19 protein-coding genes, 1 tRNA gene and 4 pseudogenes are annotated in these 25,664 nt (G+C 50.9%); 12 read left to right on the top strand and 12 right to left on the bottom strand.

Going from position 1 to position 25,664, the window contains the following annotated elements; genetic code table 11:
- The first annotated feature begins 294 nt into the window (after positions 1-294).
- The gene (locus tag A7090_RS06795; RefSeq protein WP_000924289.1) at positions 295-912 is read left to right on the top strand and encodes a trimeric intracellular cation channel family protein; all 618 of its coding nucleotides are present in this window, start codon (positions 295-297) and stop codon (positions 910-912) included.
- Here A7090_RS06795 and ligB read toward each other — a convergent pair.
- Positions 909-2,591, bottom strand: a complete 1,683-nt coding sequence (gene ligB, locus A7090_RS06800) for an NAD-dependent DNA ligase LigB (RefSeq protein WP_105273442.1) — start codon at positions 2,589-2,591, stop codon at positions 909-911. The two genes, A7090_RS06795 and ligB, sit on opposite strands and share 4 nt — an antisense overlap.
- Positions 2,592-2,848: 257 nt before the next feature.
- On the opposite strand from ligB, the gene gmk reads away from it, so the two are divergent.
- From gmk to recG, 5 genes are read left to right on the top strand one after another with little or no spacing between them, the layout of a single operon-like run.
- Positions 2,849-3,472 carry a guanylate kinase gene (gene gmk, locus A7090_RS06805; protein ID WP_105273443.1) on the top strand — a complete coding sequence of 208 codons (624 nt, stop codon included), beginning with the start codon at positions 2,849-2,851 and terminating at the stop codon, positions 3,470-3,472.
- A gap of 54 nt (positions 3,473-3,526) precedes the next feature.
- The gene (gene rpoZ, locus A7090_RS06810; protein WP_000135058.1) at positions 3,527-3,802 is read left to right on the top strand and encodes a DNA-directed RNA polymerase subunit omega; all 276 of its coding nucleotides are present in this window, start codon (positions 3,527-3,529) and stop codon (positions 3,800-3,802) included.
- 18 nt (positions 3,803-3,820) lie between these two features.
- Entirely contained in the window at positions 3,821-5,929 is a 2,109-nt protein-coding gene (gene spoT / locus A7090_RS06815; RefSeq protein ID WP_105273444.1) for a bifunctional GTP diphosphokinase/guanosine-3',5'-bis pyrophosphate 3'-pyrophosphohydrolase, read from the top strand.
- 6 nt (positions 5,930-5,935) lie between these two features.
- Positions 5,936-6,625 (top strand): tRNA (guanosine(18)-2'-O)-methyltransferase TrmH, encoded by a 690-nt coding sequence (gene trmH / locus A7090_RS06820; protein WP_105273445.1) that lies wholly within the window; start codon positions 5,936-5,938, stop codon positions 6,623-6,625.
- 5 nt (positions 6,626-6,630) lie between these two features.
- Positions 6,631-8,712 carry an ATP-dependent DNA helicase RecG gene (recG, locus tag A7090_RS06825; RefSeq protein WP_105273446.1) on the top strand — a complete coding sequence of 694 codons (2,082 nt, stop codon included), beginning with the start codon at positions 6,631-6,633 and terminating at the stop codon, positions 8,710-8,712.
- Between the two features lie 188 nt (positions 8,713-8,900).
- Here recG and gltS read toward each other — a convergent pair whose 3' ends face one another.
- Positions 8,901-10,106, bottom strand: coding sequence for a sodium/glutamate symporter (gene gltS, locus A7090_RS06830; protein ID WP_105273447.1), 1,206 nt, complete (start codon positions 10,104-10,106; stop codon positions 8,901-8,903).
- A 278-nt stretch (positions 10,107-10,384) separates the two neighbouring features.
- Here gltS and xanP point away from each other — a divergent pair, with 278 nt between their 5' ends.
- Both xanP and A7090_RS06840 read left to right on the top strand, forming a co-directional pair.
- Positions 10,385-11,776 carry a xanthine/proton symporter XanP gene (gene xanP / locus A7090_RS06835; RefSeq protein WP_001295238.1) on the top strand — a complete coding sequence of 464 codons (1,392 nt, stop codon included), beginning with the start codon at positions 10,385-10,387 and terminating at the stop codon, positions 11,774-11,776.
- Positions 11,777-11,896: 120 nt separating this feature from the next.
- A complete protein-coding gene (locus A7090_RS06840) occupies positions 11,897-13,606 on the top strand; it encodes an AsmA family protein (protein WP_105273448.1) in 1,710 nt (569 codons plus the stop codon).
- Between the two features lie 43 nt (positions 13,607-13,649).
- Here the strand turns inward: A7090_RS06840 and A7090_RS06845 are convergent, their stop codons facing one another.
- The 10 genes and pseudogenes from A7090_RS06845 to A7090_RS06890 all read right to left on the bottom strand — a co-directional run bounded on the left by A7090_RS06845 (position 13,650) and on the right by A7090_RS06890 (position 24,517).
- The gene (locus A7090_RS06845) at positions 13,650-14,330 is read right to left on the bottom strand and encodes a D-lyxose/D-mannose family sugar isomerase (protein ID WP_105273449.1); all 681 of its coding nucleotides are present in this window, start codon (positions 14,328-14,330) and stop codon (positions 13,650-13,652) included.
- A complete protein-coding gene (locus A7090_RS06850) occupies positions 14,311-15,243 on the bottom strand; it encodes an ROK family protein (RefSeq protein ID WP_105273450.1) in 933 nt (310 codons plus the stop codon). The genes A7090_RS06845 and A7090_RS06850 overlap by 20 nt, the downstream gene beginning before the upstream one ends.
- Before the next feature lie 47 nt (positions 15,244-15,290).
- The gene (locus A7090_RS06855; protein ID WP_000961378.1) at positions 15,291-16,151 is read right to left on the bottom strand and encodes a ketose-bisphosphate aldolase; all 861 of its coding nucleotides are present in this window, start codon (positions 16,149-16,151) and stop codon (positions 15,291-15,293) included.
- Positions 16,152-16,231: 80 nt separating this feature from the next.
- Complete coding sequence (locus tag A7090_RS06860) at positions 16,232-17,083, bottom strand: class II fructose-bisphosphate aldolase (RefSeq protein ID WP_105273451.1); 852 nt, start codon at positions 17,081-17,083, stop codon at positions 16,232-16,234.
- An 11-nt stretch (positions 17,084-17,094) separates the two neighbouring features.
- A complete protein-coding gene (locus A7090_RS06865) occupies positions 17,095-18,186 on the bottom strand; it encodes a PTS fructose transporter subunit IIC (protein WP_105273452.1) in 1,092 nt (363 codons plus the stop codon).
- Between the two features lie 24 nt (positions 18,187-18,210).
- On the bottom strand, positions 18,211-18,525 hold the full coding sequence (locus tag A7090_RS06870) for a PTS fructose transporter subunit IIB (RefSeq protein WP_105273453.1): 315 nt from the start codon (positions 18,523-18,525) through the stop codon (positions 18,211-18,213).
- A gap of 17 nt (positions 18,526-18,542) precedes the next feature.
- Positions 18,543-19,013 carry a PTS sugar transporter subunit IIA gene (locus tag A7090_RS06875; RefSeq protein WP_105273454.1) on the bottom strand — a complete coding sequence of 157 codons (471 nt, stop codon included), beginning with the start codon at positions 19,011-19,013 and terminating at the stop codon, positions 18,543-18,545.
- Positions 19,014-19,039: 26 nt separating this feature from the next.
- Positions 19,040-20,593, bottom strand: a complete 1,554-nt coding sequence (locus tag A7090_RS06880) for a BglG family transcription antiterminator (RefSeq protein ID WP_105273455.1) — start codon at positions 20,591-20,593, stop codon at positions 19,040-19,042.
- A 293-nt stretch (positions 20,594-20,886) separates the two neighbouring features.
- Positions 20,887-23,125: pseudogene (gene yicI, locus A7090_RS06885) on the bottom strand (alpha-xylosidase).
- Positions 23,126-23,134: 9 nt separating this feature from the next.
- Positions 23,135-24,517 (bottom strand): glycoside-pentoside-hexuronide family transporter, encoded by a 1,383-nt coding sequence (locus A7090_RS06890; protein ID WP_000834439.1) that lies wholly within the window; start codon positions 24,515-24,517, stop codon positions 23,135-23,137.
- A gap of 292 nt (positions 24,518-24,809) precedes the next feature.
- Between A7090_RS06890 and A7090_RS06895 the strand changes: the two genes are divergently transcribed.
- From A7090_RS06895 to A7090_RS06900, 4 genes and pseudogenes are all read left to right on the top strand, one after another.
- Positions 24,810-24,904, top strand: a tRNA-Sec gene (locus A7090_RS06895).
- 285 nt (positions 24,905-25,189) lie between these two features.
- Positions 25,190-25,276, top strand: a pseudogene (locus A7090_RS26145) (Arm DNA-binding domain-containing protein); the annotation flags it as partial.
- Positions 25,274-25,345 (top strand): annotated as a pseudogene (locus tag A7090_RS26150) (type IV toxin-antitoxin system YeeU family antitoxin); the annotation flags it as partial. The pseudogenes A7090_RS26145 and A7090_RS26150, both read left to right, overlap by 3 nt.
- A 30-nt stretch (positions 25,346-25,375) precedes the next feature.
- Positions 25,376-25,492, top strand: a pseudogene (locus tag A7090_RS06900) (TA system toxin CbtA family protein); the annotation flags it as partial.
- Positions 25,493-25,664: the final 172 nt, after the last annotated feature.

Here is a 25,664-nt window from a genome sequence, read left to right on the forward strand (position 1 = left end):
TGGACATTAGTATCGGAAACAGGAAAGGGAGGCGAAAGACGGTTTAAATGATGCGCTTACCTTGGAGCGGTGCACATAATAACTAAACATTGCACCTTTCTTTTCCCCTCTGTTTTAACCTATTTTTTCTTATGCATTTTCTCAGGAAAGGAGTCAGAAGAATGCATACACACTACAGAAAATAGCGACTTCACATAACCATAAGTTATCAATTACCCCTCACCTTAAAAAATCTCAATCGTGACAATGCGCACAAATCGCTACCCTGCCAGACAGATTTTTAGGGAGAGAACCATGCTGTTACACATTTTGTATTTGGTTGGCATTACTGCCGAAGCCATGACGGGGGCGCTGGCGGCCGGACGACGGCGCATGGATACATTCGGCGTAATTATTATTGCGACCGCCACCGCCATCGGTGGTGGGTCAGTACGCGATATTCTGCTGGGCCACTATCCGCTCGGCTGGGTCAAACACCCGGAATACGTGATTATCGTCGCTACCGCCGCAGTACTCACTACTATCGTTGCTCCTGTAATGCCTTACCTGCGCAAAGTGTTTCTGGTGCTCGATGCGCTCGGACTGGTGGTCTTTTCGATCATTGGCGCACAGGTCGCACTGGATATGGGACACGGCCCGATCATTGCCGTTGTCGCGGCGGTGACGACCGGCGTGTTTGGCGGCGTTTTGCGCGATATGTTCTGTAAACGCATTCCGCTGGTCTTTCAAAAAGAGTTATATGCCGGAGTCTCATTTGCCTCTGCCGTACTGTACATCGCGCTGCAACACTATGTTTCCAACCATGATGTAGTAATTATCTCCACCCTGGTATTCGGCTTTTTTGCCCGTTTACTGGCGCTACGTCTTAAGCTGGGATTGCCGGTTTTTTACTACAGCCACGAAGGTCACTAAGGTTCAAAACCTGTGATCTGCTGGGCAGCCAGCCAACTGCCCAGCCTCTTTATTTGCACGTTTTCCTTCCACTCAATAACCTGCCTGGCGCGACGTGGCCCCGTCCCCGGCAGCTGCTGCCAGAACTGTTCCGTTCTAAATAAAAGTTGCGACCAGGACCGTTCATCACTGGCATTAAGCGCCGCCCGGGTTAGTGGTATTCCCATTGCCATCACCCATCGAGTAAAAGGCCGCTTACGAGCCAGATTAAACTGATGCCATAACTGCGCACTTTTACTTTTCGCGATCCCCGGCGTGTTCTGCAATTGTTCAGGGGTTAATAAAAGCCAGGAAAAGATATGCTCAAAGCGATGCGACTGATACAGCGCGCGCCATCCTGCCTCACCAATGCCATCCAGCCCCAGAACCTGTTTTGACCCCAGCCAGACTAAGCGAGAAATGAATTGTTCCTGACAAACATCAGAAGCAAAGTAACAGGTCAACGAGTTAAAGCGATTTTCTGGTGGCGTCGGTTTTGTGCGTTCTGTACCGCGCCAGACCACATTATCAATGCGAGGAATACCCTGCCCGGCAAGGCTGACGAGGATCTGATCACCAGGCGCAATATCCCACTCCTGCCAGCGCCTGACGGAGCCAATATTTACCCGCTGGACTTTTTTATCATCCAACATGACAGGCACAAGTGACGCAACCACCGAAATTTTGCCGCTCTTGCCCACCGCAAACTGAATCGCCTTCACTTCGGCAACCTGAGCTACAGGTTGATATTTCCAGGCCACCAGCCACTCTGCCTGACCCGGTAGCCAATGGCGAGATTCGGGTTCTTTCGCCGCTCGTATAACTACACCATCGGTGACAAAAGGTAATTTTGCTTTCCACCACTCATTGCGTACCCGCTCGACCTCATCAGCATTTTTAACCGCACGAGAATACGCCTGCGTTAGAGTAAACCCTGCGGTAGCCAGATGCTGTAAACGTTCGCTCATTAACTGCGGTCCATCCGGCCATGCCCAGACAAAAACACCCAGTGAATTCAGCGTGTTGCTATCGCCCTGACGCATCAGCATACCAGCAACTTTCGAGCGGGCATTTATTCCCCCCATTTGTTGTTGGATATGCGCCTCACGCAGGAGAAAGATCTCGCCCTGCAGCGTGCTGTTGGCTAAAGGTCCGCTAACGATTTGCGGCACAGCGGGAATTAAGCGAACTTTCTGCGTCCAGTCCTCGCCTTTCAGTCCATTGCCGCGACTGATTGCTTTGTTCAGCTTCCCGTCCCGATAAACCAGGGTTACCGCAACGCCATCGACTTTCGGCTGCACCCAAAGATCGTTGCGTTCACGCATCCAAAGACGTAGTGCATTTTTATCCGCTAATTTACGCACACCCGTATGCGCAACTGGATGCATAACTGTGCCTACCAAAGGTGGCATCATCGCGTCGCGGGTCTCGTTCCCAAAACAGCGTTGCCACTGCGTGAGACGAGCGCTTAACTGATCGTAAACACCGTCTTCCACCTCACTTTTCCCTTCTTTCCAGTACTCATCTTCCCACTGTTTTATTTGCTGTTGCAGGCGGGAAATTTCTTCCTGTGCTCTGGCTGGCAACCAGGCCGGGCAGACTGCCTGTGCAGATGATTGCCAGCACAAAATCGTCACTAGCACCACTATCCATACTTTCATCTTCACCTCCGCTGTAGTCAGGCTGGCAGATATACAACGTGGCGAAGGCAAAGCCGAGTGGCAAAAACAGAGTCTACGAGGACGCTTCCTGAAAATCGTCTTTGTTGCAGTAAACGACCGGCAAATGTGGAAGCAGCTACGCAAAAAGCAACTACGCTGTATAAAAAGTGTGAGCGGGGACTACGTCAGATGGGCGTGACGTGTATAATAAGCTCGTATGTACGTTTTATTTCGCAAATCACATACGAAAAATACTCATGGCTCAAGGCACGCTTTATATTGTTTCTGCCCCCAGTGGCGCGGGTAAATCCAGCCTGATTCAGGCTTTATTAAAAACCCAACCGTTGTATGACACCCAGGTTTCTGTTTCACACACCACGCGCGCACCGCGTCCGGGTGAAGTACATGGTGAGCACTACTTCTTTGTTAATCATGATGAATTTAAAGAAATGATTAGCAGAGATGCGTTCCTCGAACATGCGGAAGTGTTCGGTAATTACTATGGCACTTCGCGCGAGGCCATTGAGCAAGTACTGGCGACCGGCGTAGATGTTTTTCTCGATATCGACTGGCAGGGTGCACAGCAAATTCGCCAGAAGATGTCGTATGCGCGGAGTATCTTTATTTTACCGCCGTCCAAAATCGAACTGGACCGCCGTCTACGCGGTCGCGGTCAGGATAGCGAAGAGGTCATTGCAAAACGTATGGCACAAGCAGTTGCAGAAATGAGCCATTACGCCGAGTATGACTACTTGATCGTGAATGATGATTTCGACACCGCACTGGGTGATCTAAAAACCATTATTCGCGCCGAACGCTTGCGCATGAATCGCCAAAAGCAACGTCATGACGCTTTAATCAGCAAATTGTTGGCAGACTGAACCTGATTTCAGTATCATGCCCAGTCATTTCTTCACCTGTGGAGCTTTTTAAGTATGGCACGCGTAACTGTTCAGGACGCTGTAGAGAAAATTGGTAACCGTTTTGACCTGGTACTGGTCGCCGCGCGTCGCGCTCGTCAGATGCAGGTAGGCGGAAAGGATCCGCTGGTACCGGAAGAAAACGATAAAACCACAGTAATCGCGCTGCGCGAAATCGAAGAAGGTCTGATCAACAACCAGATCCTCGACGTTCGCGAACGCCAGGAACAGCAAGAGCAGGAAGCCGCTGAATTACAAGCCGTTACCGCTATTGCTGAAGGTCGTCGTTAATCACAAAGCGGGTCGCCCTTGTATCTGTTTGAAAGCCTGAATCAGCTGATTCAAACCTACCTGCCGGAAGACCAAATCAAGCGTCTACGGCAGGCGTATCTCGTTGCACGTGATGCTCACGAGGGGCAAACACGTTCAAGCGGTGAACCTTATATCACGCACCCGGTAGCGGTTGCCTGCATTCTGGCCGAGATGAGACTCGACTATGAAACGCTAATGGCGGCGCTGCTGCATGACGTGATTGAAGATACTCCCGCCACCTACCAGGACATGGAACAGCTTTTTGGTAAAAGCGTCGCCGAACTGGTAGAGGGGGTATCAAAGCTTGATAAACTCAAGTTCCGCGATAAGAAAGAGGCGCAAGCTGAAAACTTTCGCAAGATGATTATGGCGATGGTGCAGGATATCCGCGTCATTCTCATCAAACTCGCTGACCGCACTCACAATATGCGCACGCTGGGGGCCTTACGCCCCGACAAGCGTCGCCGCATCGCCCGTGAAACTCTCGAAATTTACAGCCCGCTGGCGCACCGTTTAGGTATCCACCACATTAAAACCGAACTCGAAGAGCTGGGTTTTGAAGCGCTGTATCCCAACCGTTACCGCGTAATTAAAGAAGTGGTGAAAGCCGCGCGCGGAAACCGTAAAGAGATGATCCAAAAAATCCTCTCAGAAATCGAAGGGCGTTTGCAGGAAGCGGGAATACCGTGCCGCGTTAGTGGTCGCGAAAAGCATCTTTATTCGATTTACTGCAAAATGGTGCTTAAAGAGCAGCGTTTTCACTCGATCATGGACATCTACGCCTTCCGCGTTATCGTCAATGATTCCGATACCTGTTATCGCGTGCTCGGCCAGATGCACAGCTTGTATAAGCCGCGTCCAGGTCGCGTGAAAGACTACATCGCCATTCCAAAAGCGAACGGCTATCAGTCTTTGCACACCTCGATGATTGGTCCGCACGGCGTGCCGGTTGAGGTCCAGATCCGTACCGAAGATATGGATCAGATGGCAGAGATGGGTGTTGCCGCGCACTGGGCTTATAAAGAGCACGGCGAAACCAGTACTACCGCACAAATCCGCGCCCAGCGCTGGATGCAAAGTCTGCTGGAACTGCAACAGAGCGCCGGTAGCTCGTTTGAATTTATCGAAAGCGTTAAATCCGATCTCTTCCCGGATGAGATTTACGTTTTCACACCGGAAGGGCGCATTGTCGAGCTGCCTGCCGGTGCAACACCTGTCGACTTCGCTTATGCAGTGCATACCGATATCGGTCATGCTTGCGTGGGCGCGCGCGTCGACCGCCAGCCTTACCCGCTGTCGCAGCCGCTTACCAGCGGTCAAACCGTTGAAATCATTACCGCACCTGGCGCTCGCCCGAATGCCGCGTGGCTGAACTTTGTCGTCAGCTCGAAAGCGCGCGCCAAAATTCGTCAGTTGCTGAAAAACCTCAAACGTGATGATTCAGTAAGCCTGGGCCGTCGTCTGCTTAACCATGCGTTGGGGGGGAGCCGTAAGCTCAATGAAATCCCGCAGGAAAATATTCAGCGCGAACTGGATCGCATGAAGCTGGCTACGCTTGATGATCTGCTGGCAGAAATCGGCCTTGGTAACGCCATGAGCGTGGTGGTCGCGAAAAATCTGCAACACGGGGACGCCTCCATTCCACTGGCGACCCAAAGTCACGGACATCTGCCAATTAAAGGTGCCGATGGCGTGCTGATCACCTTTGCGAAATGCTGCCGTCCTATTCCTGGCGACCCGATTATCGCCCACGTCAGCCCCGGTAAAGGTCTGGTGATCCACCATGAATCCTGCCGTAACATCCGTGGCTACCAGAAAGAGCCAGAGAAGTTTATGGCTGTGGAATGGGATAAAGAGACAGCGCAGGAGTTCATCACCGAAATCAAGGTGGAGATGTTCAATCATCAGGGCGCGCTGGCAAACCTGACGGCGGCAATTAACACCACAACCTCGAATATTCAAAGTTTGAATACGGAAGAGAAAGATGGTCGCGTCTACAGCGCCTTTATTCGTCTGACCGCCCGTGACCGTGTGCATCTGGCGAATATCATGCGCAAAATCCGCGTGATGCCAGACGTGATTAAAGTCACCCGAAACCGAAATTAATGTTTTATGAACCCAACACGTTATGCACGCATCTGCGAAATGCTCGCCAGGCGGCAGCCTGATCTGACCGTCTGCATGGAGCAGGTCCACAAACCTCATAACGTTTCTGCGATTATTCGTACCGCAGATGCCGTTGGAGTACATGAAGTTCATGCCGTCTGGCCTGGCAGCCGGATGCGCACCATGGCTTCGGCTGCGGCTGGCAGTAACAGTTGGGTACAGGTAAAAACGCACCGTACCATTGGCGATGCCGTCACCCATCTGAAAGGCCAGGGTATGCAGATTCTGGCAACCCATCTTTCTGATAACGCTGTCGATTTCCGCGAAGTTGATTACACCCGCCCGACCTGTATTTTGATGGGGCAGGAGAAAACGGGCATCACACAGGAAGCATTAGCCCTGGCAGATCAGGACATCATCATACCGATGATCGGCATGGTGCAGTCGCTAAACGTCTCCGTTGCCTCAGCCCTCATTCTTTACGAAGCCCAGCGTCAGCGGCAAAACGCAGGCATGTATCTGCGGGAAAACAGCATGTTGCCGGAAGCAGAACAACAACGGCTGTTGTTTGAAGGCGGCTATCCGGTGCTGGCGAAAGTCGCAAAACGCAAAGGTCTGCCTTACCCCCATGTTAATCAGCAAGGCGAGATCGAAGCTGATGCAGACTGGTGGGCCACTATGCAGGCAGCAGGGTAAGCGCCATGAAAGGTCGCCTGTTAGATGCTGTTCAGCTCAGTTCCCTAACGGGCGTTGGCGCGGCACAAAGTAACAAGCTGGCGAAAATCAATCTGCATACCGTGCAGGACTTGCTCTTACACCTTCCCCTGCGCTACGAAGATCGCACCCATCTCTACCCCATCGGTGAGCTACTGCCAGGCGTTTATGCCACGGTGGAAGGCGAAGTGCTGAATTGCAATATCTCCTTCGGCGGTCGGCGAATGATGACCTGCCAGATCGGCGACGGTTCCGGCATTCTCACCATGCGCTTTTTCAATTTCAGCGCAGCGATGAAGAATAGCCTGGCGACGGGCCGCCGCGTACTGGCCTATGGTGAAGCAAAGCGCGGTAAATATGGCGCGGAGATGATCCACCCGGAATACCGCGTACAGGGCGATCTGAGCACGCCAGAGTTGCAGGAAACACTCACACCGGTTTACCCAACAACGGAAGGCGTAAAGCAGGCCACGCTTCGCAAGCTGACCGATCAGGCGCTGGATCTGCTCGACACCTGCGCCATTGAAGAACTCCTGCCGCCGGAACTATCGCAAGGAATGATGACGCTGCCGGAAGCGTTGCGCACTTTACATCGCCCGCCACCGACGTTGCAGCTTAGCGATCTGGAGACCGGGCAGCATCCGGCACAACGCCGTCTGATTCTGGAAGAGTTGCTGGCGCACAACCTCAGCATGTTGGCGTTACGCGCTGGTGCACAACGTTTCCATGCCCAGCCACTTAGCGCCAATGACGCGCTGAAAAATAAACTTCTTGCCGCCTTACCGTTCAAACCAACGGGCGCTCAGGCGCGTGTGGTGGCAGAGATCGAGCGCGATATGGCGCTCGATGTGCCGATGATGCGCCTGGTGCAGGGCGATGTAGGTTCCGGTAAAACACTGGTTGCCGCCCTTGCAGCATTGCGTGCGATTGCGCACGGCAAACAAGTGGCCCTGATGGCACCAACCGAGTTACTTGCCGAGCAGCACGCCAATAACTTCCGCAACTGGTTTGCACCGCTCGGTATCGAAGTAGGCTGGCTCGCCGGTAAGCAGAAAGGTAAAGCGCGACTGGCACAGCAGGAAGCCATCGCCAGCGGTCAGGTTCAGATGATTGTCGGCACCCACGCCATCTTCCAGGAACAGGTGAAGTTTAACGGTCTGGCGCTGGTGATCATCGACGAACAGCACCGTTTTGGTGTGCATCAGCGTCTGGCGTTATGGGAGAAAGGCCAGCAGCAGGGTTTCCATCCGCATCAGTTGATCATGACCGCTACGCCAATCCCCCGCACGTTGGCGATGACTGCATATGCCGATCTCGATACCTCAGTCATTGATGAGTTACCGCCAGGTCGTACGCCTGTGACGACGGTGGCTATCCCGGATACCCGCCGCAACGACATTATCGACCGCGTGCGCCACGCCTGCATGACTGAAGGTCGTCAGGCATACTGGGTTTGTACGTTGATTGAAGAATCAGAGTTACTGGAAGCGCAGGCAGCAGAAGCCACGTGGGAAGAGCTGAAACTGGCGTTGCCGGAACTGAACGTCGGTCTGGTACACGGACGAATGAAACCAGCCGAGAAGCAGGCGGTGATGGCGTCATTTAAACAAGGCGAGTTACATCTGCTGGTTGCCACTACCGTTATTGAAGTCGGCGTTGATGTGCCTAACGCCAGCCTGATGATCATCGAGAACCCGGAACGTCTGGGTCTGGCACAATTGCACCAGCTGCGCGGACGCGTAGGTCGTGGTGCGGTGGCATCTCACTGTGTGCTGCTCTACAAAACACCTCTATCTAAAACGGCGCAAATTCGCCTGCAAGTGCTGCGCGACAGCAACGACGGGTTTGTGATTGCGCAAAAAGATCTGGAGATACGTGGGCCGGGCGAACTATTAGGTACACGTCAGACGGGTAATGCCGAATTTAAAGTGGCAGATTTATTGCGCGATCAGGCGATGATCCCGGAAGTTCAGCGCCTGGCGCGACATATTCACGAACGTTATCCACAGCAGGCAAAAGCCCTGATAGAACGCTGGATGCCGGAAACGGAGCGTTACTCGAATGCGTAAAAGGCGGCGGTGAGAAGACCGCCATTTCAGGTTACCCTACCTTCCTGCCGGATGCGGCGTGAACGCCTTATCCGTCCTACAAAAACCTACAAATTCAATAAATTGTGAATCAATACGCAGGCTTGATAAGCGAAGCATATCAAGCATTTGTCTTTGTTGCGGCGGTACTTCTACCGCCGCTTCATCAATTAACCCGCAAAAATCGGCAACATCAAATACAGCTTAATCACCAGCGCGTTAACAATATCAATAAAGAACGCACCGACCATCGGCACCACCAGGAACGCCATGTGTGACGGGCCAAAGCGTTCGGTGATTGCCTGCATGTTGGCGATTGCCGTTGGCGTTGCACCAAGGCCAAAACCACAGTGACCCGCCGCCAACACTGCCGCATCGTAGTTTTTGCCCATCATGCGCCAGGTGACGAAGATGGCATACAACGCCATGAAGATGGTCTGTACCACCAGAATCGCCAGCATCGGCAGCGCCAGCGAAGCCAGCTCCCACAGTTTCAGTCCCATCAGCGCCATCGCCAGGAACAACGACAGACTTACGTTACCCAGCACGGATACCGCACGCTCAAAGACGCGATAAAAGCCCATCATTGACAGACCATTGCTCAGAATCACGCCGATAAACAGCACACAAACGAAGGTTGGCAGTTCAAAAGCGGTGCCCGCCAAAAGTTGCGCAACGATTTTCCCCACCGTCAGACAGATAGCAATCAGCGCGATAGTTTCAATCAGTACCAGCGAGGTGATCATGCGCCCCACATCCGGCTTTTCGAACGCCGTCGGGACTTCCTGGTCATCCGGAATACCGTTCGGCGTGGTGGAGTGTTTTACTAGATAGCGCGCCACCGGACCGCCAATCAAGCCGCCCAGCACCAAACCAAACGTTGCACAGGCCATCGCCACTTCCGTCGCATTGGTGAAGCCATAACGTTCAATGAACAATTTACTCCATGCAGCGCCCGTACCATGACCGCCGGAAAGCGTAATAGAACCGGCCAGCAACCCCATCAACGGATCAAGCCCTAACAAACTCGCCATACCAATGCCAATGGCATTTTGCATCACCAACAGGCCAACAACCACAATCAGGAAGATGCCAACCACACGCCCACCAGCGCGCAAACTGGCAATGTTAGCGTTCAGGCCAATGGTGGCGAAGAAAGCCAACATTAACGGATCGCGCAGGGACATATCAAAGTTGACTTCCCAGCCCATGCTTTTTTTCAGTACCAGTAGCGCCAGCGCTACCAACAAACCACCCGCAACAGGTTCCGGTATGGTGTATTTCTTCAAAAAGGAGACGGAATGGACCAACTTGCGCCCGAGCAGCAACGTCAGCGTTGCGGCAACAAGCGTTGCTAAAGTATCGAGATGAAACATAGTTACTCCTTTGTATCCGCATCACTCTTTCATACTCGTCATACTTCATCGCCAGTGGCAACTTTATGAAATATGACGGGTATCGAGTCATGCTTTCCTGGGTCAAATTCTCAGCTGTTAATGAACAAATGGCATGGATTTTAAGCAGAAAAATACCAAAAGTTATATAAAAAAGTTCATTTATCTCATTTAAATATTTAGAAGAGGACATGGCAATCGTTTGCTTTTCTCTTTTGGTCAGCTAAAATGCCCGCTTTGCTACCACGGGATTGTTTTCGATGTCTGTTTCCACCCTCGAGTCAGAAAATGCGCAACCGGTTGCGCAGACTCAAAACAGCGAACTGATTTACCGTCTTGAAGATCGTCCACCGCTTCCTCAAACCCTGTTTGCCGCCTGTCAGCATCTGCTGGCGATGTTCGTTGCGGTGATCACACCTGCGCTATTAATCTGCCAGGCGCTGGGTTTACCGGCACAAGACACGCAACACATTATTAGTATGTCGCTGTTTGCCTCCGGTGTGGCGTCGATTATTCAAATTAAGGCCTGGGGGCCGGTTGGCTCCGGGTTGTTGTCTATTCAGGGCACCAGCTTTAACTTTGTTGCCCCGCTGATTATGGGCGGTACGGCGCTTAAGACCGGTGGTGCTGATGTTCCTACCATGATGGCGGCTTTGTTCGGCACGTTGATGCTGGCAAGTTGCACCGAGATGGTGATCTCCCGCGTTTTGCATCTGGCGCGCCGCATTATTACGCCGCTGGTTTCTGGCGTCGTGGTGATGATTATCGGCCTGTCGCTGATTCAGGTTGGGTTAACATCCATTGGCGGCGGTTACGCAGCCATGAGCGATAACACCTTTGGCGCACCGAAAAATCTGCTGCTGGCGGGCGTGGTTTTAGCCTTAATTATCCTGCTTAACCGTCAACGTAACCCTTACCTACGCGTGGCCTCACTGGTGATTGCGATGGCGGCTGGATATGCGCTGGCGTGGTTTATGGGCATGTTGCCAGAAAGCAACGAACCGATGACGCAAGAACTGATTATGGTGCCAACCCCGCTCTACTACGGTCTTGGCATTGAATGGAGCCTGCTGCTACCGCTGATGCTGGTCTTTATGATCACTTCGCTGGAAACCATTGGCGATATCACAGCGACCTCTGACGTTTCTGAACAGCCAGTGTCCGGTCCGCTGTACATGAAACGCCTGAAAGGCGGCGTACTGGCAAACGGCCTGAACTCGTTTGTCTCGGCGGTGTTTAACACCTTCCCGAACTCCTGCTTCGGGCAGAACAACGGCGTGATCCAGTTGACCGGTGTTGCCAGCCGCTATGTCGGTTTTGTCGTCGCACTGATGTTGATCGTGCTGGGCCTGTTCCCGGCAGTGAGCGGTTTTGTACAACATATTCCAGAACCCGTTCTGGGCGGCGCTACGCTTGTGATGTTTGGTACCATCGCCGCCTCCGGTGTGCGCATTGTGTCTCGTGAGCCGCTGAACCGTCGGGCGATTCTGATTATCGCGCTGTCGCTTGCGGTCGGGCTGGGCGTTTCTCAGCAGCCACTGATTTTGCAGTTTGCCCCTGAATGGCTGAAAAATCTGCTCTCTTCTGGGATCGCCGCGGGCGGTATTACTGCCATCGTGCTGAATCTGATTTTCCCACCAGAAAAACAGTAATTCACTGACGGCGGTAAGATAATTACCGCCGCAGTCTCACCTCTTTCACCATTCCTGCCTTGAGGATTGCGCGTAAATCGTGCATAACTCCCTTATGTGCATTTCACGGGATGGAAGACCATGAAATTTATTGGGAAGCTGCTTCTCTACATTCTCATCGCTCTGTTAGTGGCGATCGCTGGCCTCTATTTTCTTCTGCAAACCCGCTGGGGAGCAGAACATATCAGCGCATGGGTTTCCGGGAATAGCGACTATCATCTGGCCTTCGGGGCGGTGGATCACCGCTTTTCTGCACCATCTCATATCGTGCTGGAGAACGTCACGTTTGGTCGTGATGGTCAGCCAGCGACTCTGGTGGCAAAAAGTGTCGACATTGCACTAAGCAGTCGGCAACTGACCGAACCACGCCATGTCGATACCATCCTGCTGGAAAACGGGACGCTGAATCTCACCGACCAGACCGCGCCGCTGCCGTTCAAAGCCGATCGTCTGCAACTGCGTGATATGGCGTTTAATAGCCCGAATAGCGAATGGAAACTGAGTGCGCAGCGAGTAAATGGCGGCGTGGTTCCGTGGTCACCAGAAGCCGGTAAAGTGCTGGGTACGAAGGCGCAAATTCAGTTCAGTGCCGGATCGCTTTCGCTCGATGATGTTCCTGCCACCAATGTACTGATTGAAGGCAGTATTGATAACGATCGCGTTACGCTGACTAACCTAGGTGCCGACATCGCCCGCGGGACATTAACCGGAAACGCGCAGCGTAACGCCGACGGCAGCTGGCAGGTGGAAAATCTGCGCCTGGCAGATATCCGTCTACAAAGCGAAAAATCGCTAACCGACTTCTTTGCGCCATTACGATCTATCCCGTCGTTGCAGATTGGTCGCCTGGAAGTGATCGATGCTCGCCTGCAAGGTCCGGACTGGGCGGTGACCGACCTCGATCTCAGCTTGCGCAACATGACCTTCAGTAAAGATGACTGGCAGACACAGGAAGGCAAACTGTCGATGAACGCCAGCGAGTTCATTTATGGTTCGTTGCATTTATTTGACCCGATTATAAACGCGGAATTTTCCCCGCAGGGCGTGGCGCTGCGCCAGTTCACCAGCCGCTGGGAAGGGGGCATGGTCAGAACGTCAGGAAACTGGTTGCGTGACGGGAAAACGCTGATCCTTGATGATGCTGCCATTGCCGGACTGGAATATACCTTGCCGAGAAACTGGCGACAGTTGTGGATGGAAACGACACCGGGTTGGTTAAACAGCCTGCAACTGAAGAGATTTAGCGCCAGTCGCAATCTGATCATTGATATCGCCCCTGACTTCCCGTGGCAGCTCACCGCGCTCGATGGTTACGGTGCCAATTTGACGCTGGTTACCGATCATAAATGGGGCGTCTGGAGTGGTTCAGCGAATCTGAATGCTGCCGCCGCGACGTTTAATCGTGTTGATGTCCGTCGCCCGTCGCTGGCGCTGGTTGCCAATAGCAGCACGGTGAATATCAGCGAACTGAGTGCATTTACTGAAAAAGGCATTCTGGAAGCCACCGCCAGTGTTTCACAAACACCACAACGCCAGACGCATATCAGCCTGAATGGACGCGGTGTACCGGTGAATATTCTGCAACAGTGGGGATGGCCTGAATTACCGTTGACTGGCGACGGTAATATTCAGCTTACCGCCAGCGGCGATATTCAAGCTAATGTCCCGCTAAAACCCACAGTTAGCGGGCAATTGCATGCCGTGAACGCCGAAAAGCAGCAAGTGACTCAAACTATGAATGCAGGCGTAGTTTCCAGTGGCGAAGTTACATCGACGGAGCCGGTGCAGTAAAAATTAGGGCGCTAACGGATATCAGCGTTAGCGTCCCCCGTTATTAGCACAAAATTCCATACTCACTGCACAATAACCATTTCACTGGTTCATCTTCTTCTATTGCCGGAAAACGTCCTCCCGGCTCAAGGAAATGGTTATCGTGCTGGTCATCATTTACCATCGAAATTTCCCAGCCAAGAACAAACGCCTTTTCTGCCCAAAAGCGATGATACAGACGCGGCGGCAGACAGATACCCTGCCCCGGCTTCAGTACCAGCGTTTCGCCTGGCTTCACGGTACGCCGCTGACCATCAACACTCACCGTTATGACCCGTTGCTCATCGCAGAGACAGTATTCGTTGGCCCAGGCCAACTGCATACATAAATCACCGCCACCTCGATTGAGGATATCTTCCATTTTGTGGGTATGAAAATGCCAGGGTGTCTGCTGATCTTGTTGGATCTGCAACATTTTCTCAGCATACGGTTTGGGATATACCGCCGATCCCAGCGCACCGTTGCGCATCGTCAGCAGTGTTAGTCCCGTTTGGTTGAAATCACCACGACCAAAATCGGTGATATCCCAACCGAGCTGTAAGTCAACCACTTCTTGCCAGTTATCTCGTTCCCGCTGCAGCCAGTCATCCACCGTAAAATAGGCGAACTCTGGCAAACAAAGGCGAAAGGTCTGCGCAATGGCATGTGCTTTATCAATAACATAATTAATTTGTGAACGTTTCATTGGCTTCTCCGTTGCGCATAGCAAGCCAGGCAGCGCCACGCATTCCGCTACTGTCGCCGTGCTGTGCTTTTACAATAGGGGTGGTGAATTGATCGGTGAAAACCAGTGGGGCGACCTCTGCGTTCAGATCGGTGATAAGCAGTTCCGCATTGGAAAGGCCGCCGCCGATGACAATTACGCCAGGGTCAACAACATTAACGATGGTCGCCAGTGTTCGAGCAAGCTGCTGGCGAAAACGCGCCACCTGCTGCCTGGCACAGGCATCACCACGTTGCGCCAGGGTGATAATCGCCGAAGGAGTGAGCAAGTTACCCGTCATCTGTTGATAGCGTTCACTAAAGCCGCTGCCGGAAACAAACGACTCCACGCAGTTATCTTTGCCGCAATAGCAACTGACTGATGGACCATCGTCCTGCTCCGTATAACCTGGCAACGTGATATGCCCGCATTCGGCAGCATTTCCCCAGGCCCCGGTAAATGGTCGTTGATTGATAGCAATTCCACCGCCACAGCCCGTGCCAAGCGTAATGCCAAAGACCACGTCATAATCTTGCCCGGCACCGTCGCAAGCTTCTGATAGCGCGAAACAATTACCATCATTGGCCATCACTACCGGCTGCCCAAGCAATTGCTGCAAATCAGTTTGTAACGCATGACCGTTAATCACCTGAATATTCGCGTTTTTAATCAGGCCAGTGAGCGGCGAGATGCTGCCGGGTAAGGCGATCCCTGTCAGCATCGGTCGTTGAACATCTCGCCGAATCTGCTCGATAAACGCCATAACGCATGAGACAAATTGTTGATATGTCGACTTTTGCGTCGGACAGCGGAAACGGCGAATTTCCCGACCATGTGCATCCATAACGACGGCGGCGATTTTGGTCCCACCAATATCCAACCCCAGATAGTGCATATCCCGTTCCTTGTTGCGTAAAAGGCGGGTCACCCCGCCCTTTAGGCTTAGTACAGTGATGCTTTACCGAGCGAACCGAACAGTTTCATTTTGTGGCGAATAACTTCCCGCGCCGCGTTAATCGCATCCGGATAGATGACGTTCGGGTCCCACCAGCTCTCTTTAGCCAGAATTTCACGCACTTTCTGGAAATAGGCGTATTTCATATCGCTGGAGATATTGATTTTGCCGACACCGAGCGTAACTGATTCAGCAATCTCCGCATCCGGGTTTGCCGAACCACCGTGTAGCACCAGCGGAATATCAATGCGCCCGGCAATATCGCGCAAAATATCCATTTGCAGCTTCGGCTGCATCCCTTTTGGATAGATGCCATGTGCTGTACCAATCGCCACCGCCAGTGTGTCGGCCCCCGTACGAGCAATAAAATCGGCAGCCTGCGCTGGGTCCGTGTAGGTCACTTGTGAAACGCCACCTTCCACCGACGTTCCGGTTTGCCCGATGGTCCCCAGTTCCCCCTCGACCGACACGCCAACCGCGTGAGCGAGGCGAACCACTTCTGCGGTCAGCGCCACGTTTTCTTCATACGGCAGCAGCGAGCCATCGATCATCACTGAGGTAAATCCACAACGAATCGCCCGTAAAACATGCTCCACCGACGCGCCATGGTCGAGATGCAGGACAAACGGGACCGGACTACGCTGGGTAATTTCGCGAACGTGAGCGAAAAAGGCATCGCCCACAAAATCATGTTCGCTGGGATGGATAGCAATAATCGCCGGAGTATTTGTGGCTTCTGCTTCATCCACGACTGCGCGAAGGAAACAGTTATCTGCCACATTAAATGCGCCAATGGCAAAGCCGTGCTGGCGGGTGGGTTGCAGTAATTCTTTCATCGAAACTAACATGTTAAATCTCCAGTTTCAGCGTGTAGTCTGCCCTGCCGGTGCGTTATTGCACTGGCATAAAAGGCATGACAGAAAATGAATCAGGCTTTGCCGAGAGCGCCGCTCGCCTGTAAATACGGTGTAATCGCTTCTTCGAAAGCCTGTTCCATAGCTTTCAGCGCATCCACCAGTTCAATGGAAATATCGTGACAGAGGGTATGCAGGAGCGCGGATTTCCCCCGTTCAAAAATGGCTGCCCCCACATTAATTTTCGCTATGCCCAGCGTCGTGCAGTGCTGGAGCTGATCGAACGGCGTACCGCTACCGCCGTGTAATGCCAGAGGCACGCTCGAGCAGTGCGAAATCTCTGCCAGACGCTGAAAATCAATAGCGGGAATAACGCCAGGCGCATACATGCCATGCGCTGTGCCGACCGAAACCGCTAATAAATCAATTCCGGTCTGCGCAATAAACGGTTCCACATCAGCGGGTTGCGTCATTAAATCCGCATTAGTTGCATGATCGTAACGCGGCGCATCTGACAGATGACCCAGTTCGCCCTCCACGCAGAGCTGCGCGCTGGCGGCGAGTTCCACCACCGCCCGGGTCTGGCGCACGTTTTCCTCGAGGGGAAAAGCGGAAGCATCAATCATTAACCCGCTGAAACCAGCACGAAACGCCTGACGAATACAATCCGGATTTTTGCCATGATCAAGCGCCAAAGCGACCGGTACTGAGGCAGATTCCGCCAGCGTTTTAACCACTGCCGCCGCGACAGGTGCAGGAAAATGCGCCAAATGTCCCTGATAAAGATTGAGAATTATCGGCGCGCGATTCTTCTCTGCCACACGGATAGCTGCGCGAGCACTTTCCAGATTCATACAGTTGATCGCCAGCAAGGCGTAGTGTTCATGCCAGGCTTTCATCACCATACTTTTCATATCGGCAAACATAGGACCTCCGGTTATTCGAGGGTGAAAGTGATCTCTTCATCTTTCAGCTTTAGATCGCTCAGTTCGTCAAACTCTTCGTCGCGTTCCGTTACCGGTTTCTTCCAGAGTGAAAGCATCACGCCACAAATCACCGTGCCTATACCCAACGCCAGGCAAAACAGCAGAGGATGGGTGAACAAGGGCACAACAAACATGCCGCCATGCGGAACTGGACTCTCCACGCCCCACACCATGATCAATCCACCCGCTACCGCCGATGCCACCACGCAAGATCCCACTACGCGTAACAGGTCGCGCGCGGCGATCGGAATGACGCCTTCAGTGATCATGCAGATCCCCATCGGAAACGCAGCTTTCAGCGCCTCGCGTTCCGCGCGGGTGTATTTATGGCGAGTCAGTAAGAACGAAAGCGTGATACCAAACGGTGGGATGATGGAGCCGACAAATTTCACGGCTTCTGGCCCATAGACGCCACTGACCAGCAAGCCATCGGAAAACAGCGACATGGTTTTATTGACCGGACCACCGAAATCGAAGGTTGCCATCGCGCCGAGTATTGCCCCCATCAGGAAGCGCGAACCACCCTGCATCGACTCCAGCAAATGAATCAGTGCTTCTTGTAACCAGGCGATGGGTTTACCAATCAGCGTCATCATTAACAGCCCGCCAATTATGGTGCTCAAGACCGGCAACACCATGATTGGCATGAGTCCCTGCATCGACTGTGGCAGGCGAATATAACGCTTAAGCAGCAAAATGGTGTAACCCACCAGAAAACCACCCAACATGCCGCCAATAAATCCAGTATGAATTTGCCCACAGAGAAAGCCGACAATCAAACCTGGGGCAAAACCAGGACGATCGGCAATAGAATAGGCAATTGCCGCGCTAATCAGTGGTACAATCAGCCCCATTCCCCAGCCACCAATCTGATTAAGCATCCACGGGATTGTTCCTGTTTTTTCACCAACATCTGTACCGCCAAGAACTTGCCCCAACGCAATACATATCCCGGCGGCCACAATAAGGGGTATCATCCACGAGATGCCGGTTAATAAATGTTTTTTAATTTCCTGTGAAACCGGAATTTTATTTTCGTTCATATTAAGATCCCTCCAGTATAAGGATCATTTGTTTTCCAGTGATTTTTCGACCTTTTCAAGAAATTGAACGGGCGATTTAATGACGATCTCTGTCTTTACTCGCACAATGCGTTTATTGGTGAAGCGTTCTTCTCCTTTTATTTTCACATCTACAGCAAGAATTACGACGTCAGCAGCAGAGATATCTGCCGCCTGTAATTCATTTTCTGTACCAATAGTTCCCTGGGTTTCAACTTTAATGGTATGGCCCAGAGCTTTTGCCCCTTTGATTAACTTTTCACGAGCAATATAGGTATGAGCAATACCCGCCGTACAGGCGGCAACACAGACAATATTCATGACATACTCCCTGTTATTTAGCAGACATCGGATTGTGCATACTGACTAAAGAGATCAATGATTTTTTGCGGACTCGTCTCAACCAACAATTGCGCGATGATGTCATCATCTGCCAGCGCGCCCGCGACCTGGGAAAGTAAACGGATATGGGTGGTATTTTGATCTTCAAGACGTACCGCAAATAAAATAATACAGCGCACGCTACTGCCATCCAGCGTTTCCCAGGGAATATCCTGCCGGGTACGCCCGATTGCCAGCGTGGTATTAATTACCGCAGAAGATTTACCATGCGGGATCGCAATATGATTTTCAAAACCGGTCGAGCCTTCCGCTTCGCGTTGCCAGACATCGTTAATAAAGGTTTCCCGACAATCGATCGCACCATCTTTTTTGAGAAGATTAGTTAATTCTTCAATCGCCTCCTCTTTATTCGTCGCTTGCATATCTAAAATAACACGATTCGTATTCAGGATTTTTGTTATGTCCATTCGTCATACCTCATAAAATTCTGACATTAAATTTCAACGACCCGAGACGTCGCATGATGTAATTTCTCCGTAATCACCATTTCAGTGACCCGTTTAATATCGGCATCATTAAAAAAAGCGGTAACATAAGCGACCGGCATAGTGACTGTAGGCAGATTAATGGTCGAGATAATCAGTTCGATATTGTCAGGCAAAACCTGTGATAAATTCGCTGCTGAAATAACATCAACAATCGTCCAGTCAGGAAACGCTCGCAGAATACGGCTTTTCAGTAGATGCGAAGTTCCAATTCCGGTTGAACAGACCAGTAATACGCGTTTATGGGCAATTTGTCGTTCCATCGCGGCCTGAAAATGAACGGTCAGGTAACCCACTTCATCCTCGCTCACCGCATTCTCACCCCAGATTTTAAATACCTGATTCACTACATATTGCGTCAACCGCCAGACGTCCGCTAATTCTGATTTAATATCTTCCAGCAATGGATTGCGGATATGAATACGATAATTCAGTCGGTTAATCAGCGGCTTAATATGAATCAATAAGCCATCATATAATGCGCTGTCTTCACTAAAGTCGCAGTCCACGATATCACTGAATACCGTAATTAAACGCCAGGTAATCAGACGCGCTTCATTGCTGGCCTGCATATGCGAAATAATGCTCACATCTTTTTTTCCATCAATCGCCACACCTGATGAAATGATATATTGATAAATAAACCAGACTTCATCATCGGGCAATGCATGCGCAATTCGTCGCTCTATCTTATGAATCATCTGACTGGCAACATTAAAGATATTTTCGTCATATAGTCTGGTTTGATCGTCTTCTCTGGGTAACGCATTTCCGTGTGTGTTGCGATACATCATAATAAGGATGTGAGTAAAGATGTTAACGTAATAAGGTTCTCCCAAAGACCAACTCAATTCATTTTCCATATCCAGTAACAATGACTGGACAAATAACACCTCTTCCTCACCAAAATAATGAACTAATGCTTTATAGCTTCCGGGATCCAGACGTGAATACACAACGCCTTGCGGCTCATTATGGTTAATAATGCCGTTAATCAGTAATGCCATTGCCTGACGAACTTGCCCTTCACTACCCTCAATGTGCGTACCGCTTGGGCTGCGGATCAATGATAACCCCAACGGCGCAAGCCAGGACTCAATCACTCTCAGGTCATTAACAATAGAGGCTCCACTGATAAAATAGCGCTCTGACAATTTACTGATCGACGTTTCATTCGGTGTTTCACTTAATAACTGCGACGCTATTTTAACGCGCCTGGCATTATTCATTACGCCATCAACTTCTTCACATTCTGCTCCCAACAAATGATCAAGATGCAGTAAATCAGTAATATTCTCTGCGCCTAACATCACACCCGCGCCAGCACGCTTCTCAACGGTTATTCTCCATTGTTCCAGCCATTGCTCAAGTAAACGTAAATCACGTTGAATGGTTTTTTCCGAAACATTCAAATAGTCGGCAATCGTAACAATCGTCGTATATTCCCTTCGTGGTAAAAGGAGTCGTAATAATCTGTTTTGTCGCGAGGTAATCATTTGCATTTTTTACCCTTATCACAGATTAAGAAGCTCCATGAGGAAGAGCTTCAGTGGCCATCTCTGATGGTAAATATAAAGCAGAATAATTTCACAACAATACTAAAATCTGTCCGTAGTCCGGACATGTATAAAACAAAACGGGGCGGTTAAGAGATATTTTTCAGCACAGATCACATTTTCGCGATGAATGATTGTGATCATGCTCGCAAATACGATGAAAGAAATATTTATTACCAGAGGTGAGATTATTTACCGGATACAACACAAACAATGCGTACCCGGCATTCTTCAATAGATTACAACGTAATTGTCAGCGCATTCCCTTGAGGTGTCACCACCAGTCCCTGCTCACTTTCAGCCTGCGAACCGCCTTGCAGACCATTTACTTTCACAACATTGCGCAAGCACAGTGTCCAGTTCTTCGCCTCGCCCGTACCAGTCACAGTAATCGTGTTGCCAATACGTGCTGCTTTTAAAGTAAAGATCACCGAACCGTCAGCAGTGGGCACTTCACAGACGGCTTCATGCCCGTCTTGCAGATTAAAGAGGTGGAATGCTGTACCTTCGTGCCACGCATAATCGGGACGTTGATCGTTGTTGCCCAGCGCCAGTAGGGTGCCACAGGTGTGTCCAACGACCTTCCGGCAGGTAGAACTGCACATCGCCCGCTTCAGTGAACACAGGCGCAACCATCACGTTGTCGCCTAACATGTATTGACGGTCAAGGTAATCACAAGCCGGATCGTCCTGGAACTCCATCATCATGGCCCGCATCATCGGCGTACCCCGCACGTTCGCACGAGCAGCTTCACGATACAGATACGGCATCATGCGGCATTTCAGTTGCGTGAAGAAGCGCACCACATCACAGGACTCATCATCGTAGGCCCACGGCACACGATAAGATTTGCTGCCATGTAAACGGCTATGGCTGGAGAGCAAACCAAACGCGCACCAGCGTTTGTAAACGTGCGCCGGAGCGGTATTCTCAAAGCCGCCGATATCGTGGCTCCAGAAACCAAAACCTGAAAGGCCAATAGACAAACCACCGCGCAGGCTTTCCGCCATTGATTCGTAGTTAGCGTAACAGTCGCCACCCCAGTGTACCGGGAATTTCTGCGCACCAACGGAAGCCGAGCGAGCAAACAAGACGGCTTCTTCCTCACCAACGGTTTCCTTGAGCACGTTCCACACCAGTTCGTTGTAGATGTACGCATAATGGTTATGCATTTTCTGCGGATCGGAACCGTCAAACCATTGAACATCGGTTGGAATACGTTCGCCAAAGTCGGTCTTAAAGCAATCAACGCCCATCGCGACCAGACCTTTCAGTTTGTCGGCGTACCATTTGCAGGCATCCGGATTGGTAAAGTCATAAATCGCCAGACCTGGCTGCCATTTATCCCACTGCCATAACGAACCGTCCGGGCGTTTGAGTAAATAGCCTTTCTCTTGTAACTCTTTAAAGACAGGGGATTTTTGCCCGATATAGGGGTTAATCCAGACGCAGATTTTTAGCCCTTTCGCTTTCAGGCGGCGGATCATCCCTTCCGGGTCCGGGAAAGTCAGCGGCTCCCACTCAAAATCGCACCACTGGAAGGCTTTCATCCAGAAACAGTCAAAGTGGAAAACATGCAGTGGCAGATTGCGTTCCGCCATACCATCGATAAAGCTGTTTACCGTCGCTTCGTCGTAGTTGGTGGTAAATGAAGTGGTTAGCCACAGGCCGAAGGACCACGCGGGCGGCAGCGCCGGACGACCAGTAAAGCGGGTATAACGATCAAGTACCGCTTTCTGCGTCGGACCGTCGATAACAAAGTATTCGAGATATTCACTCTCAACGCTGAACTGCACTTTTGAGACTTTCTCCGATCCCACTTCAAAAGATACGCATTGAGGATGATTGACCAGTACCCCATAACCACGGTTAGTCATATAGAACGGGATATTTTTATACGCCTGTTCAGTACTTGTGCCGCCGTCCCGGTTCCAGGTCTCTACCGTCTGACCATTGCGCACCAGGGCAGTAAAGCGCTCTCCCAGACCATAAACTGTTTCGCCAACGCCAAGATCAAGCCGCTCAAACATATAATTTCGTTGATTATTCGTGTCCTGCACGTAGCCATTATTTTTCACCTGACTACCGGTAATACGTTCACCGTTGCGCAGAAAATCGAGTGACCAGAACTCACCTTTGCTGACACGCGCGCTTAAGTTGCCACTTTTAAACTCAGCATAACGTTCTGTGTTTTCGATTGTGACCTTCACGTCCTGCAAAATATTGAGCGGATAATGAGGGCCATTATTCAGCGCCCCCTGAAAATGCTCAATCCGCCCCCCGACAATACCTTCCTGTGGGGAGAAAAAGCGCAGCGTAAATAAAGGCGTGTCAAGCTGCCAGGTACGTTCACGTACATCACGGGGGGCAGCATAGACCACCATTTCATTACCCTGCTGTTCAACCTCGAATACCTGAAGCGGGTGAATCAAATTGAGGCCAGGTTGAATCAACCAGTTTCCATCGCTAATTTTCATTGCCGTTCCTTAGTTCTGCACTTCTTGAGAGGTGAATTGTTGCTGGCAACGGCGTTTACCCTGAGCCAGCTGTTCCATAACGGTTTTCAGATTGTGCGTCGTGAGTGAGTAGTAGCGTTTAGCGATAATCGCGCTCAGCAAATAACAGATCGCCGGAACAATCGTGAATAGCGCGATAATGATGCTAATCGTGGCGCTGTTCTGCGCTTTTTCTGCCGCATCATATCCGCCATAAGCCAGCATCCAGCCGATAAGAGCGCCGCCGAAGGCCAACCCCAGTTTGAGCACAAACAGCGTGCCAGCAAAACTGATCCCGGTCAGGCGTTTACCATTGCACCACTCGCCGTAATCGACGGTATCGGACATCATTACCCACTGGATAGGTGTCACCAGTTGATGCAACACACCAATCACGAAGATGAAGACAAACATAGTGATGCTGGCCTGCATGGGAACAAAGAACATCGCGAGGCTAATCACTGCCAGCAGGGCGTTCGTCCACCAGAAGATAGTGACTTTACATTTCCAGTCGGTCAGCGGTTTTGCCAGTGCGGAACCAATCAGGTTACCCACGCAATAAGTGGTGAGAAAAGCGACAAACACTTCCGGCGTACCCAAAATCCATGTGACGTAATACATCATCGCCCCACCGCGTACGCACACCGCCAGGATATTGAAAATGGTTAGTAAACCGACAATCCGCCACTGGTCGTTTTGCCAGATATCACGTAAATCTTCCCGCATAGACGTCGTTGTAGGTGGTGCTTCAACGCGTTCTTTAGTGGTGAAGAAACAGAATGCCAGCATCATGAATGCCACCACGGAAAGGACCGCGATACCGCCCTGGAAACCGAGTGGTTTATTATCACCACCAATTAAATTAACCAGTGGCATCATCAGAACAGTAGAGAGCATGCCTCCCGCGGTCGCCAGCACAAAACGCCAGGATTGCAGCGAGATACGCTGAGTCGGGTCATTGGTGATTACACCACCCAATGCGCAGTAAGGGATATTGACGACGGTATAAAGTAAGGTAAGTAGGGTGTAAGTAATTGCTGCATAGATCATTTTGCCGTTCATACTGAGATCTGGCGTGCTATAGGCCAGTACACAGACGATCCCGAATGGCAGTGCGCCAAACAGTACCCACGGACGAAATTTACCCCAGCGAGAGCGCGTTCGATCGGCCAACAACCCCATGCAAGGATCGGAAATCGCATCCAGTGCACGAGCGACCAAAAACATGGTTCCGACAAATCCGGCAGGGATGCCAAAAATATCGGTATAAAAGAACATCATATATAACATTACGTTATCGAAAATAATGTGGCTGGCGGCGTCTCCCATGCCATAACCAATTTTCTCTTTAACGGACAACACTTCACTCTTCATCTGCTTTTCCTTGATGCTATAGGGGTGCTGAGACCGATAACGCATTTTGTAAACCATCCCTGTGAGAGCGAATATTCCGATATCTGATTATTAATTTATGATTCTTGTTTTATGTGATCGTGGTAGCGTTAATTCCACTCATATATCATTGTAAAATATGAATTTCATATTAATTATAATGTTTTCATGATAATGCGCTGCGTGTATTAAGCAGAAAAAACTGATCAGGGGGATGTAGAAACTCAAGGAAGTAGCTATAATGCGCCCCGCCTCCATGTAGCAATCGAGGCGCGGAAGATCGTCATCTCCGGTGAGGTGGCTGGACTTCAAATCCAGTTGGGGCCGCCAGCGGTCCCGGGCAGGTTCGACTCCTGTGATCTTCCGCCAATTAACCTCTTCTGAACTCTCCCGACGTCAACAAATCCCCGTTTAATCCCTTATATATCAGGCGTTACTTGTATTCTGAGGTCAACTGGCTTCAACCTACATCAAGTTGTTTTTGGGGGTGCATTAGGAGGTGCTATTTTTCCTTAAAATATCAACACCCCCATAATGGTAAAAATGTGATGTATAACAATGGTTTTTAACGATACCTTTGTTATACAAGGGGTACATGGGGGTATCAGGTTAGGTACTGGCGGAAATACCCTTCATCAAAAGCCGGAGAATGTCATGGCGCTAACCGATGTTAAAGTGAAAACTGCAAAGCCAAAAGAAAAGCCCTATAAGCTGGCAGATGGCGGTGGTATGTACCTACTAACCTGCGAAGCCGATACGCTGGGTTCCTGTGGTTACGTCTATATCGCTATTTATCCCACTCAACGCTGAGTTTTAACCTCCTTAATACGGAACATCGTTATGAAAATTATACCTGCAACGACGCTGCGGGCGACGACGTCATATCTGTCGCCCGTCGTGGTCTGGCAAACATTACTGGCCCACCTGCTGGAGCAGCACTACGGACTGAACCTTAATGGTAAGCGCATCATTTAAACCGTCTTTCGCCTCCCTTTCCTGTTTCCGATACTAATGTCCATTTTCGCAGTAAAAGGACATTTAAGATGAATGCACGAAAGGCGGTACTGGGTAACCGGCTCATTTAAACCGTCTGGTCTGTTTCCTCCGGCTCTACAAAAATAATGTCCAT

This window comes from Escherichia sp. MOD1-EC7003 (assembly GCF_002965065.1).
GTDB lineage: Bacteria > Pseudomonadota > Gammaproteobacteria > Enterobacterales > Enterobacteriaceae > Escherichia.

Excerpts from the sequence above, each read along its gene's own strand:
- A7090_RS06890 (WP_000834439.1), bottom strand. The coding sequence starts at position 24,517 with ATGAAGAGTGAAGTGTTGTCCGTTAAAGAGAAAATTGGTTATGGCATG.
- rpoZ (WP_000135058.1), top strand. The coding sequence starts at position 3,527 with ATGGCACGCGTAACTGTTCAGGACGCTGTAGAGAAAATTGGTAACCGT.
- A7090_RS06795 (WP_000924289.1), top strand. The coding sequence starts at position 295 with ATGCTGTTACACATTTTGTATTTGGTTGGCATTACTGCCGAAGCCATG.
- A7090_RS06865 (WP_105273452.1), bottom strand. The coding sequence starts at position 18,186 with ATGAACGAAAATAAAATTCCGGTTTCACAGGAAATTAAAAAACATTTA.
- gltS (WP_105273447.1), bottom strand. The coding sequence starts at position 10,106 with ATGTTTCATCTCGATACTTTAGCAACGCTTGTTGCCGCAACGCTGACG.
- A7090_RS06840 (WP_105273448.1), top strand. The coding sequence starts at position 11,897 with ATGAAATTTATTGGGAAGCTGCTTCTCTACATTCTCATCGCTCTGTTA.
- ligB (WP_105273442.1), bottom strand. The coding sequence starts at position 2,591 with ATGAAAGTATGGATAGTGGTGCTAGTGACGATTTTGTGCTGGCAATCA.
- A7090_RS06845 (WP_105273449.1), bottom strand. The coding sequence starts at position 14,330 with ATGAAACGTTCACAAATTAATTATGTTATTGATAAAGCACATGCCATT.
- A7090_RS06880 (WP_105273455.1), bottom strand. The coding sequence starts at position 20,593 with ATGCAAATGATTACCTCGCGACAAAACAGATTATTACGACTCCTTTTA.
- A7090_RS06875 (WP_105273454.1), bottom strand. The coding sequence starts at position 19,013 with ATGGACATAACAAAAATCCTGAATACGAATCGTGTTATTTTAGATATG.
- A7090_RS06870 (WP_105273453.1), bottom strand. The coding sequence starts at position 18,525 with ATGAATATTGTCTGTGTTGCCGCCTGTACGGCGGGTATTGCTCATACC.
- A7090_RS06860 (WP_105273451.1), bottom strand. The coding sequence starts at position 17,083 with ATGTTTGCCGATATGAAAAGTATGGTGATGAAAGCCTGGCATGAACAC.
- A7090_RS06850 (WP_105273450.1), bottom strand. The coding sequence starts at position 15,243 with ATGCACTATCTGGGGTTGGATATTGGTGGGACCAAAATCGCCGCCGTC.
- gmk (WP_105273443.1), top strand. The coding sequence starts at position 2,849 with ATGGCTCAAGGCACGCTTTATATTGTTTCTGCCCCCAGTGGCGCGGGT.
- recG (WP_105273446.1), top strand. The coding sequence starts at position 6,631 with ATGAAAGGTCGCCTGTTAGATGCTGTTCAGCTCAGTTCCCTAACGGGC.
- xanP (WP_001295238.1), top strand. The coding sequence starts at position 10,385 with ATGTCTGTTTCCACCCTCGAGTCAGAAAATGCGCAACCGGTTGCGCAG.
- A7090_RS06855 (WP_000961378.1), bottom strand. The coding sequence starts at position 16,151 with ATGTTAGTTTCGATGAAAGAATTACTGCAACCCACCCGCCAGCACGGC.
- trmH (WP_105273445.1), top strand. The coding sequence starts at position 5,936 with ATGAACCCAACACGTTATGCACGCATCTGCGAAATGCTCGCCAGGCGG.